We start from the raw sequence: 11,891 nt of genomic DNA on the forward strand, positions 1-11,891 counted from the left end.
GCCTCCCATGCTGCTTGAATATCGACATGGGGGCTTCAACTGCCTTTGTCAACAATTAGAAACAGTGTAAGTTTATGGTCATCCTGAAATTGGACGGGGATTTTAAAAGAGTAATGATGGCGGCTATTAACACTGTATGTATCCATTACCTGCGGAGTAGTAATTTGCAGGGCAAGATCACTTTTGGAAACTCTGGTAGAGAGATGACCGGCGACCATATTGGCCAGTTCTTTTGTAAATGAATTCAGCATTTCTCCTTCTAAAGGCATCCCGAACATGCGCTCCCCGATCAAACCAAAGCTTGATTCATTCCCTTCTATAATAAGGCTTGCATGGAGATCCCCACTCATTCCAATCATTACTCCTAATTCTTTTATTTGTATAGAAGAAAGATTGGATTCTGGACGCTCAACAATTAAATCAAATGGAAAGATCTGAGATACGGATTCCAGACTCCCATTAAGTACTTCGGCAACAGCATTTTTTACTGACATCTGCTTACCCTCCCTGGCGACTTTAATCATGGGTATATCATACCATAATCTCTAGAGGAAATGTCATATTTTGAAGGATCCTGCAAATAATAAACGAAAAGGAGGATCTTTATGGCTTTTATTCTATCAACAGGTGTTCAGACTGCAGAACATCATTACTCACAGGATACACTCCAAAAGTATGTGTATAAAATCTTTCCGATGGAGTCAAAGGAAAAGAAAAGGCTTCTTCCAATATTTGAAAATACGATGATCGAGGAAAGACAGTTGAGCATCGATTTGGATTGGTTTTCACAGCCGCATTCTTTTCCTGAACGAAATAAAATGTACCAGGAAAAATCCGTAGCCTACGCCAAACAAGCAATAAATTCCTGTTTTACCTCTGAACAATTCCTTACCTCGCCTGTTTCCACCCGTGATATTGATCATATCATCCTTGTTTCCTCCACAGGGATTGCTACCCCCACGATTGATACACAAATTATCAATGATATGGATTTTCAAGATTCTGTGAAGCGTACGCCGATATTCGGCCTTGGCTGTGCAGGAGGAACAAGTGCGGTCGCAAAAGCGGCTGAATGGCTGAATGGTCAACCTGAGAGCAATGTACTCATTATTTGTATTGAATTATGCAGTTTGACCTTTCAACTCGATGACCTTAGTGTTAGTAATTTTGTCGGTACGGCCTTGTTTGGTGATGGAGTGTCAGCTGTATTAATGGCAGGAAATCAGTCTCCTCTTCGTTACAAAGCTCAAGCTCCATGTCCTAAGGTAATCAGCACAAGTTCCAAAATAAAGAAGGATTCGCAGTCGGTAATGGGGTGGCGTATTGTGGAAAAAGGATTTGAAGTGATTTTTAACAAAAGTATACCAAGGCTGGTAAAAGAGTTTTGGTACCCGCATGCCGAACAGGTACTGATTGACCAAGGATGGAAAGTGAAAGAATTGTCTTTTCTGGTTGCTCATCCCGGAGGCAGGAAAGTGATTGAGTCTTATGAAAAATGTCTTGATTTGTCTCCAACGATGTTAGAGAATACGAAAAAAATATTAAAGCATCACGGTAATATGTCTTCTCCTACCGTACATTTTGTGTTGCATGAAGCTATGCAGTCTCAGCCTAAAAAAGGAACAAAATCTCTCATGACATCTTTAGGGCCGGGGTTTAGTTCAGAAATGGCTTGTCTGGAGTGGTTTTAAATGAACAGAGTACTAATATTTCTGTACGTGTTCATTATTATAGAAAGGATAGGAGAACTATATATTGCCAGGTCAAACCGCAAATGGATGCTGGATCGCGGGGCCGTAGAAACAGGAGATAAGCATTATCTTCTGTTCATTCTTCTCCATGTATTATTTTTTTTGTCGATTGCAGCAGAGTTTATAATTATCTCTCCTGGCATTTCGTCCTTTTTCCTTCCGGCCTTCCTACTGTTTCTAATTCTGCAGGTGCTAAGAGTATGGTGTATGGCTAGTTTAGGAAGAAGGTGGAATACAAGGATTATCGTTTTACCAGAAGAAGCCCCTTTGGCACGAGGGATCTACAAGTATATGGACCATCCTAATTACGTGATTGTGTTTTTAGAATTGCTCGTCATTCCTGTCATGTTCCAAGCGTACGTGACAGCTGTAATTTTTCCTTTGCTGCATTTGCTTCTTGTCGTTTACATTCGAATCCCTCAGGAAGATACAGCCCTTAACAGAAGACATTAATTCTTGTTGCACCTTGAGAAGAGCTTTGCTATACTTAAGTTAGAATGAAAATCATTATCAACTAGGGAGGCAGGCTGCCAAATGGTCCTTCTTATTATGCTGGTCGTACTTGTTTACAGCAGTTTAATGATTTGGGTATTGTCAAAGCTTGGTTCTGAACCGGCACATTCCGTACTTTCCCTTTTAAAAAGATCTCCGCTAAAGAATCAGCTGAAGCGGCAGAAAACATATGAAGAAAGCTTTTCAGCCAAGTAACTCCACTTGGCTTTTTCTTTTGTTATAATATAGGGCAGATGATGAATATTGTCGAATTTTTTCAGGAACTGAACTTCTGGGAGCAGTGGTTGAAGTAAGGAGCGTATTATGACTCAGAACTCACTTGCATATTTTTTAGAAGATTTATGGACAAAGGGATTTAAGCTTTCCGATGAAGATGTGAGGTTTATTTACTTTGGCAAGTATTCCGTAAATGCCGCTGAATGGAAGGTGATTATTGCGATAAAAATCACCTTAAAGTACCAGCACACGTTTGATCCCAGTTTTTTTATCAGCGTTTTGGAACACATCGCCAAACCTTATATAACTACAAAAAAACATGTGTTTAAGGCTCTTGAATATCGCGGCTTATCCAAGAAACAACACACTCGAAACTACCAGAAATCGAAGTCGTAAAACCATTGTCAGTCTATCGTTCTGCTCGTAAAGCTGATCTCGCTATTCGATCTGCATTCTTATTCTGCTTCTCCGGAATCCACTTGATAAATACGAAGGCAAAAGCGTTTTTTAAATGTTGAATACGTTCTAATAAAGGGATGAATTTTTCATTTTTGGAAAATTCCTTTTCTAATGTATCTACAACAATCCTCGAGTCAGACCTAAGGGAAATGATCTCCCCGGGAAATTCGCTTTGGCAGATTTCCAACGCTTTGATCACTCCCCAAAATTCCGCTTCATGGTTAGATAATTCACCTAATTGGAAGGAATACTCCCAATGTTTATCTGCGTGCTTCATGTACACTCCACAAGCACTGGGACCTGGATCCCCCATTGCTGCTCCATCTGTATAAACTTCTATCAATATAATCCTCCTCTTTCAAGGTGATTTGATCTGTGAAACGGTTTTGCTGCATATAAAAAACGGTTGTCCATTGCTGCAGCGATAAATTTGATTAGATAGGTGCTCAAGAAAATCTCGACTCACACCGTTCATCAAGGAAGGAAATTATTTAAAAAAACGGCAATCCTTAAGGGATTGCCGTAAAATTATTTATTTATTCTTTCACTACATTAGCAGCTTGTGGACCGCGGTCGCCTTCTACGATTTCAAATTCAACGGTTTGTCCTTCTTCCAATGTTTTAAAACCTTCCTCTTGGATGGCAGAGAAGTGGACAAATACATCGTTTCCATCTTCGATTTGGATAAATCCATAACCTTTTTCTGCGTTGAACCATTTAACAGTACCGTTTTGCATAATAAAATCCTCCTAAGACTTGCACGTAAAACGTGGAAATTACAAATTGACCGCAGGAAATAGAAAATCCCATAAAAGCGTGGAATATAAATTCCAAAGCACTTCTATGGGAACTACCTGTCATTTATGATTCCGTACGACCTATTTGCTTAGTTACAATATATCGTATCTCAAAAGGAGCGTCAACAATAAAGTGCACTATTCACACTTTTCTGAAAAAACAAAGGTTTCATAATTATTCCATATTGCAAACAGGGAGGATCGTAGTAAGATGGAAGTATTAAATGAATAAAGGGGTGAAGAGATGAAAGATACGATTTATGATTTACACGACAGAATTAAGCTTATCGACGGTTTTGACCTTGGAATGAAAGGTAGGACCGGCACATATTTGTTAGAAGAGGAAGAACTTACACTAATTGAAACAGGTCCAAGCCCTTCGGTGAAGCATGTAATAGATGGATTAAAAGCATTACATAAGAAATCGGAAGACGTGAAGTACATCGTGCTGACTCATATCCATTTGGATCATGCAGGCGGTGCTGGACTCCTGCTTAAAGAATGCCCCAACGCTTCTGTTATCGTACATCCGAAAGGGAAACGTCATCTGGCCAATCCAGAAAGGCTAATTGCAGGAGCAAAGCAAGTGTATGGGAGTCAATTTAATGAGTTATTTGATCCAATTCTACCTATTCCTGAAGATAAATTGATCGTGAAGGAGGAAGGGGAAACGCTCCAACTTGGCCGCGATCGTACGTTGACATTTTATGATACACCAGGACATGCAAAGCACCATTTTGCGATTTATGATTCACTAAGCAACGGGTTATTTACTGGGGACACGGCTGGAATCCGTTATCATCAGACGGAAGAAGAAGGAGGTACCTTTTATCTGCCTTCCACGTCCCCGAACCAGTTTGACCCTGAAGCCATGCTTGCATCCATTGATCATTTTAAAGAAATGAAAGTGGACCGGCTCTTTTTTGGTCACTTCGGGGTAACTGAACAGCCCGGGGCAGCTATGGATGAAGTCGAGTATTGGATTCCAAAATTTGTCCAGCTGGGTAGGAAGGCCGTGAAAGACGGAGAAGGGGTGGAGGGCATTGAAAAACGTCTGCTCACAGAAGTCTCTTCTGCTCTTACGTTAAAAGGAGTATCTAATGATCACGACGTCTATGAAATACTTAAACTGGATCTTGCTGTTTGCGCATTAGGAATTGCTGATTATTTAATGAAGGCAGATAAATAGTAAAAAGCAGAGAGCAGGCTGCTCTCTGCTTTTTAATCTACATAGATAGGATACGAGACTTCTCTTCGAATCTTCCTCAACTCTTTGCTCTTTCCACTTACCAGTAACTTGTCTCCCAGCTGAAGAGTTGTATGTCCATGGGGGATAATGACTTCTCCATGACGGTAAATGTGTAAGATCAACGATTCACCGAGAAAAGGCAGTTCGGTAAGCGGAATGTGTTCGTAATTGGAATGACTGACAACGATCTCTTTGATGGTTTTGTTGTGCTGAGTCATTAATTTAACGAGTCCTGGATTTTCTATTAAAGCTTTCAACAACGTACGGGTAGACGACAGAGTAGAATACACAGTTACATTCTCATCATCCGTTAAGTTCTTTTGAAGTGACTGGTCTTCTACTCGGACAACAATTGTCTTCAAACCTAGACGTTTAGCGTAATTGCCTAGTTGGATATTGATTTCGTCATCCCTGGTAGCAAAAACGATCTTATCCGCTTCAAAAGCTCCTTTTTCTTCTAACAGACCAACGGAAAGTTCATCGACATTGATCAGCGGGTAGGGGTGGACAAAATTGTGCTCGGCTTCCTGGGAAGCGCTGTACACTCTAACTACTGCCTGGTCCTCCATTAAATCTCTGGCAACGGCGAAAGTTGTTGGATTCGCGCCAATAATAGAGATTTGAATTTTCTTTGCAGGCGTAGTCGGAAAGAGCTTTGTGAATACGACCGGGGAAATTAAGCAAGTAATAATGGATACCAAGATCACCGCCCCGTTCAATGTTTCAGAGATTACTCCAAGGTCAAGCGCGATAGCTGAAGCCGCAATTACCAGGCTTAATTTGGAAGTAGTGAGAATGCCGATACTGAATACTTCTTTCCAAGGGTACCACTTTTTAAGAACGAGTGAAGGGACGAGTTTTGCCACATACATAAAAATGAGAAGAAGCGGCATAAGCAGGAGCGTTTGCCGGTCGACAAACAGTTCCCAAATATTCAGATCAACTCCAATAGTGACAAAAAAGATAGGGATGAGAAATCCGAACCCAAAGGAATCCAGCTGATGGACAAAATCTTCATCAGGGCCAAGTAATGAGATGATTACTCCTGCTAAAAAAGCTCCGAGGATGTTTTCTGCTCCGATCACTTCGGACAAGGCAACGAACAAGAGAATGAGGGCAAATACGCCTCTCGTACCTAGTTGAGTTGTCCCTTTCTGCAGGCTTTTAAACCAAGCAAAATTAAAGTAACGCTTGATAATTCGATAGGCTAGAAAGAAAGCGAGAAAAAGGACAAACAGCCATAACACCCTGAGCCCTTCCTGATCACGAAACATGGCATAAACAGTTAACAGGATCATCGTTGTAAAATCGGCAATCATAGTAACAAGAAGAATAATCTGGCCCAATATTCCTTCTGTCATTTTTCTCTCTTTTAATACAGGAACAACAATCCCAAGAGAAATTGTAGAGATAATTAACGTCATTAAATAGGGGTCTTTAATTAAATCAAGACCTACAAGAATCATCGATAAGAGAAAAGAAATCACAAGGATGGAGAGGAAAATAAGCAGAGCAGCAGCAATCGGATTTGGATGATTCTCCTGCTTGCGCCGCTTCTTTTCAAACACGGTGAAGTCTATTTCAAGTCCGCTGATAAACATGAGAAAAATAAAACCCAGCAATGATAAAAGCTCAAGTGTTGGATCTTCAGATATAAGATTAAAACCGCTTTTCCCAATTATTAATCCAGCGATAATTTCTGCTATGACAACCGGAATGAACCGCAGGTGTAGTCTTTGTAAAATGATAGGTATGAAAAAGGCAATCCCGACAACGATCATTAGTGAGGTTAAAGAATGATGTTCCAAGCAGACACCTCTTTATGTACAGATTTAATTAGGATAAGAATAACGAATCCATCATGATAATACAATGAAAGTGCTTTGAAGCAAAGGTAATGGTGTAAAAAAGCGGATAGTAAAGACAATATTTTCAAGGGAAATTCGTTTAAGTAAGGATGACAGAAGGTAGTCAGCATTTAACAAGCTCCTGTCAATTCTCAAATTTGGTTGATCACTGCCACATTAAGGAAAAGCTTACAAAGAAAAAAAGCAGGGGAGGTTATTATCCCGCTGCTTTTGTTTATCAACCGGTATTTCTCAAACCTGCAGCGATGCCGCTGATGGTTAGCAGCACCTCAGTTTGAAGCTCTTCATCTTCATAGGATTTTTCACGAAGTTGTTTAATCAATTCTACCTGAAGGAAGTTCAAAGGATCTACATAAGGATTTCTTAACCGGACAGACTCCTGAATTGTACCCTGCTGATCAAGCAGCTCAGCATCTCCAGTGATTTGTAGAAGGATATCCTTCGTTTCATTGTATTCCTGAACAATGTTCTCAAAAATCCTATTCCCCATCGTCTGATCCTGCACAAGTGCAATGTATTCCTTAGCTGTTTGTATATCTGCTTTTGTTAGTGCCATTTGAAGATTATCGATGGTAGACCTGAAAAACGGCCAGTTTTGATACATTTGCTGCAGAGTTGCTAAATGATCTTCACTTTCAGCCGCATAGCTTTTAAGACCAGTGCCTGAAGCGTACCAGGCAGGCAGAAGCTGACGGCTTTGTGTCCAGGCAAATACCCAAGGAATGGCACGTAAATTTTCAAACTTAGAACTGTCTTTTCTTTTCATAGGTCTTGAACCTATATTTAATTCACCCAGCTCCTGCAGTGGAGTAGCTTCATTAAAGTAAGTCAAGAAATCACTGTCATCAAATACAAGAGAATGGTATTTCTTTAAAGCGGTATCCGAAATTTCCTCCATTGCCTGCTCCCATTTTTCTTCACGGTGATGAGATTGTTCAGATTCCTGAGATACATTTGCAGCTCCTTCCACTAACGTGGATGCTGCCTGTTCTAAACTGCGGTACGCGATGTCCCTCAATAGGTAACGGGAGGAAAGCACCTCTCCTTGTTCTGTAATTTTTACTCCTTCGCCCAACGTTTCGGCAGGCTGGGATAAGAGGCTGCGATTTAACGGACCGCCGCCCCGGCCAAGTGAGCCGCCCCGGCCATGGAAAAATTTTAATCCGATTTGATAGGACTTAGCCATGTCATGAATTTCCTGTTGGGCTTTATACAGACGCCAGTTCGCCGTAAGTGTTCCGCCATCTTTACTTCCATCAGAGTAGCCTAACATAATCTCCTGATGATTGTTTCGCTCTTGTAAGTGTTTGCTGTAGACTTCCATATCAAACAACTTCTGCAAGATTTTCGGTCCGGCTACTAGATCATCAACAGTCTCAAGGAGAGGAGCTACATTCAGCCTGCTTTCGACTTTCCCATCGGCGTGAAGCCGGTAAATTCCCGCTTCCTTAGCGAGCACCAACACTTCCAATAAGTCGCTTGCTGATTCTGTCATACTGATTAAGTACACTTCAATCGACCGTTCTCCGAATTCGCGATGTGCTTCTCTAATCATTTGAAACACTTTCAGCATTTCCTGGGTTTCTTCTGAATAATCTTCATTCAATAGTGTAATGGGGCGAGGATCCTTCAATACTGTTTCAAGAATAGTTAACTTTTCTTCTTCTGCTAACTCTGAATAATTTTGGACGATATCCACCTTGCTTAGAATCTCGTCGATTGCTGCTTCGTGTTCTCCACTGTGGTTTCTAATATCAAGGGTGGCTAAGTGGAAACCAAATAATTCCACTTGTCTGATTAATTTACGAAGCATCTTAAGTTCATGCTTGTTAGGCTGGTGCAGTTTTACACTGTTTCTAATTAAGTAAAGATCTTCAAGAAGCTCTTCTGCATCTTTATAGCCGTGTTCAGATTTACTTACTTTACGGAGCCGTTCTAGAATGACAGCAAACTTCCTGCGGTAAATCTCTGCATCCATCCGCCACTTTTTGTCATTTGGCAGCCATTCTTCTTCTTTTCTTACTGAGGCTAATAATTCATCACTGACTTCAACCCGGTTCGTAGAATGACTGAACCTTTTCATAAGTTCAATCAATACATTTTCGTACTTGTCCAAGATTAATTCCTGCTGCTTTTCTAAAGTCTGCCAAGTAATTTCAGGTGTGACATTAGGATTTCCATCCCGGTCACCACCGATCCAGGAACCGAATTTTAAGAAGTTCGGAACATCCCAATCTTCACCTGGATAAGCTTCTTCCAGCCGGGATTCAAGCTCCTGGTGAATATCCGGAAGCACATCAAACAGCGTTTCATCAAAATAATAAAGCCCATTTCGCACTTCATCCATGACGGTTGGTTTACGATGTCTTAGTTCATCTGTCTGCCAAAGAACAGTGACTTCATTAAACAAACTTTCTTCAAGATTTTCACGTTCGTTCTTTGTCAGGGGCTTTTGATCCAATTGCTGGAGGATTGTTGCAATTCGCTTTTGAATTTCCAGAACGGTCCGCTTAGTCGCCTCGGTAGGGTGGGCTGTAATAATCAGTTCTAAGGATAGTTGATCGAGAACATTCTTAATAACTTCTTTAGAAAAATCATTTTCCTTAAGAGATAATACGGCACTATCCAGGGAAAAAGGCTGGACACCGTGGTCTTCTCTTGTCTGATATTCTCTGCGGCGTCTTATTCGGTGATTTTGTTCAGCTACATTTACTAAGTGGAAATAAATTGAAAATGCGCGGATGACCTGGGAACGCATAGGTGGTTCGAGGTTGTAAATTTCATCTTTAAGTTTTTCGTAAGTAGAGGGATCGTAGTGATTTCTCAAGTTCTTAGTCAGCTGCCTGATACTCTCTACTTTGTTTAACAATTCTTCGCCTCCATGATGGACGAGAATATCCCCAAGGATATTTCCAAGTACATTGACATCCCGTCTGAGAGGAGTTGTATGATCTTTTCTTTCTGTTTGTGTGGACACACTTTCACCTTCCTCAATAAATTCAATTATGACGGCTTCTTTCTGCAATCCGCCGCTATGTTTTAATAATGTTATCAGAATAATCTTTATAGTCAAATGATTCAGATGGCTGTGAGGATTTCTGCCACTGATCGCCATGTAGGGAAAATAAGACCATTATAGAAATGGAAACGTTAACATGGACAACTTTTAAAATCGTGATAAAATTAAGTGTAAGTAATGAAAAAGGAGCTTTCTCTATGAAGTTATGGGTTAGAAAAATATTTGTAGTACTCATTGCTGTATTCACTTTAGGCTTGTACATCCCTCCTTCTGCAGCGACTTCCCAGCTTGCAAAAAATGATAATGTTACTCCTGACCAGGATATTAGAGAAAGAGCAACTGCGGATGAGAACAGGGGAGAAGAACCGCCCGGGGAATTAAACGCTGAAAATGAAAGATTTTATACGGAACATATAATCCGTTCTTTGACAGCCCAGGCAAAGATTCAAACCGAAACAAAGTTAGGCCCGAGAATTATGGGACAGGTGGAAGGTGATGTAATTCATCAGATCTATCCTAAGATCGAAGAAGTCATGACTTCACTCATCCATCAATCAGAGAAAGAGCAACTGCCGTATTTTGAAATCTCTGAACAACCCTCTGCAGGGTATGGCGAAAAAATCTTCAACCTTTATGATGCCCGTTCTAAGCAGCATATAGCAAAGTTTCATGTTCGAAGAGAGAAAAAACCTCAGGAAGGTTATTGGTTTAACTTTCACTACCATCTCGAGCGGGACCATTTTCAACAGCACCATTTGCTCGGGGATGTCTACTGGGACAAAAACACACCACCTAAATGGATGGCTTAAGAGTTAAGCCGCTTACATATCAATCGTAAGAAAAGGAGCTCAGCAGCTCCTTTTTTCTTAGATTCAACCATTCAATACCCGTAACTCCTGGAGCGAAAACGAAATTCAACGATAGAAAGGACGGATGTCATGCATGAATTATCGTTTATAGACGGACATAACGATACGATCACTAAGTTAATGAATAACGACATTTCTGTGGAGGAAGCTTTTTTAAAAGGCAATTCACAGACTCATCTTGATTTTCCGAGAGCAAAGGAAAGTGGGTTTGCAGGGGGGTTCTTTGCTGCTTTTACAGCTCCTCAGAAGGAACTAAAAGGACCAGAACATTACATTACGGCAGAAGGATACCGAATCCCTCTTCCTGAAGCTTTAGATTATGAATACTGCCACAGGAAGACGAACGCGGTCATCGCTGATTTGTATCGTCTGGAAGCGGCCAGTGCTAATCACCTTCAAATAATAAGAAGCTACAAGGACTTGGAAGCAGCCTTGGCGAAGAAAGTAATGGCCGTTATCCTTCATATCGAAGGGGCTGAAGCTATCGACGCTCACTTAGACGCTCTTCATGTTTATTATGAAGCAGGTTTGAGATCATTAGGTTTAGTGTGGAGCAGGCCGAATATTTTTGCAGAAGGGGTCCCTTACCAGTTTCCGTCCTCGCCTGATACAGGAAATGGGCTCACAAAACTAGGTAAGCACTTAGTACGTAAGTGTAATGAGTTAGGAATTATGATCGATAATTCCCACCTCAATGAAAAAGGGTTCTGGGATGTTGCCGCATTGTCTGACTCCCCTTTAGTTGCCACTCATTCAAATGCTCATTCCTTATGTCCAATTTCTCGGAACTTGACCGATAAACAACTGGATGCTATAGCTGAATCCAACGGAGTAGTGGGGATTACTTACAGCAATAATATGCTCAGAATGGACGGGGACCTCTCACAGGATACAGCCATCGAAGATATCGTAAAGCACATTACTTATATAAGTAACCGCGTAGGCGTTGAGCATGTTGCTTTAGGTTCTGATTTCGATGGAGCAGTCATTTCTAAAGAACTTAAAGACGTAACGGGGGTTCCAAAAATTTTACAACGTCTGAATCAAAGTGGGTTTACCGACTCGGACATAAAGAAGCTCAGCTCTGAAAATTGGCTGAGAATTACTAGGAATACGTGGAAATAACAAGATCGCCAGGGCTGGCTGACCC

12 protein-coding genes are annotated in these 11,891 nt (G+C 41.0%); 7 read left to right on the forward strand and 5 right to left on the reverse strand.

Features of this window, described 5'->3' with window-relative positions; translation table 11 throughout:
- Window positions 1–35 precede the first annotated feature (35 nt).
- On the reverse strand, window positions 36–494 hold the full coding sequence (locus MUN89_RS12330) for a chemotaxis protein CheX (RefSeq protein WP_244708115.1): 459 nt from the start codon (window positions 492–494) through the stop codon (window positions 36–38).
- Window positions 495–605: 111 nt separating this feature from the next.
- Here MUN89_RS12330 and MUN89_RS12335 point away from each other — a divergent pair, with 111 nt between their 5' ends.
- The 4 genes from MUN89_RS12335 (at window position 606) to MUN89_RS12350 (ending at window position 2,876) form a co-directional block, all read left to right on the forward strand.
- Entirely contained in the window at window positions 606–1,691 is a 1,086-nt protein-coding gene (locus MUN89_RS12335) for a type III polyketide synthase (RefSeq protein WP_244708116.1), read from the forward strand.
- Complete coding sequence (locus MUN89_RS12340) at window positions 1,692–2,204, forward strand: isoprenylcysteine carboxyl methyltransferase family protein (RefSeq protein ID WP_244708117.1); 513 nt, start codon at window positions 1,692–1,694, stop codon at window positions 2,202–2,204.
- 81 nt (window positions 2,205–2,285) lie between these two features.
- The gene (locus MUN89_RS12345) at window positions 2,286–2,459 is read left to right on the forward strand and encodes a hypothetical protein (protein ID WP_244708118.1); all 174 of its coding nucleotides are present in this window, start codon (window positions 2,286–2,288) and stop codon (window positions 2,457–2,459) included.
- 108 nt (window positions 2,460–2,567) lie between these two features.
- Complete coding sequence (locus MUN89_RS12350) at window positions 2,568–2,876, forward strand: DUF6123 family protein (protein WP_244708119.1); 309 nt, start codon at window positions 2,568–2,570, stop codon at window positions 2,874–2,876.
- A 13-nt stretch (window positions 2,877–2,889) separates the two neighbouring features.
- Here MUN89_RS12350 and MUN89_RS12355 read toward each other — a convergent pair whose 3' ends face one another.
- Together MUN89_RS12355 and MUN89_RS12360 are read right to left on the reverse strand one after the other, a co-directional pair.
- The gene (locus tag MUN89_RS12355; RefSeq protein WP_244708120.1) at window positions 2,890–3,282 is read right to left on the reverse strand and encodes a ribonuclease HI family protein; all 393 of its coding nucleotides are present in this window, start codon (window positions 3,280–3,282) and stop codon (window positions 2,890–2,892) included.
- A 193-nt stretch (window positions 3,283–3,475) separates the two neighbouring features.
- The gene (locus MUN89_RS12360) at window positions 3,476–3,676 is read right to left on the reverse strand and encodes a cold-shock protein (protein ID WP_244708121.1); all 201 of its coding nucleotides are present in this window, start codon (window positions 3,674–3,676) and stop codon (window positions 3,476–3,478) included.
- A gap of 304 nt (window positions 3,677–3,980) precedes the next feature.
- Between MUN89_RS12360 and MUN89_RS12365 the strand changes: the two genes are divergently transcribed.
- Window positions 3,981–4,925, forward strand: coding sequence for an MBL fold metallo-hydrolase (locus MUN89_RS12365; protein ID WP_244708122.1), 945 nt, complete (start codon window positions 3,981–3,983; stop codon window positions 4,923–4,925).
- A gap of 32 nt (window positions 4,926–4,957) precedes the next feature.
- Here the strand turns inward: MUN89_RS12365 and MUN89_RS12370 are convergent, their stop codons facing one another.
- Both MUN89_RS12370 and ppc read right to left on the reverse strand, forming a co-directional pair.
- The gene (locus MUN89_RS12370) at window positions 4,958–6,793 is read right to left on the reverse strand and encodes a cation:proton antiporter family protein (RefSeq protein WP_244708123.1); all 1,836 of its coding nucleotides are present in this window, start codon (window positions 6,791–6,793) and stop codon (window positions 4,958–4,960) included.
- Between the two features lie 277 nt (window positions 6,794–7,070).
- Window positions 7,071–9,968 (reverse strand): phosphoenolpyruvate carboxylase, encoded by a 2,898-nt coding sequence (ppc, locus tag MUN89_RS12375; RefSeq protein ID WP_396265991.1) that lies wholly within the window; start codon window positions 9,966–9,968, stop codon window positions 7,071–7,073.
- A gap of 101 nt (window positions 9,969–10,069) precedes the next feature.
- On the opposite strand from ppc, the gene MUN89_RS12380 reads away from it, so the two are divergent.
- Both MUN89_RS12380 and MUN89_RS12385 read left to right on the forward strand, forming a co-directional pair.
- A complete protein-coding gene (locus tag MUN89_RS12380) occupies window positions 10,070–10,681 on the forward strand; it encodes a YpjP family protein (RefSeq protein ID WP_244708124.1) in 612 nt (203 codons plus the stop codon).
- A 129-nt stretch (window positions 10,682–10,810) separates the two neighbouring features.
- Window positions 10,811–11,866, forward strand: a complete 1,056-nt coding sequence (locus MUN89_RS12385; RefSeq protein WP_244708125.1) for a dipeptidase — start codon at window positions 10,811–10,813, stop codon at window positions 11,864–11,866.
- The last annotated feature ends 25 nt before the right edge of the window (window positions 11,867–11,891 follow it).

Source organism: Halobacillus salinarum, from assembly GCF_022919095.1.
Classification (GTDB): Bacteria; Bacillota; Bacilli; order Bacillales; family Halobacillaceae; genus Halobacillus_B; species Halobacillus_B salinarum.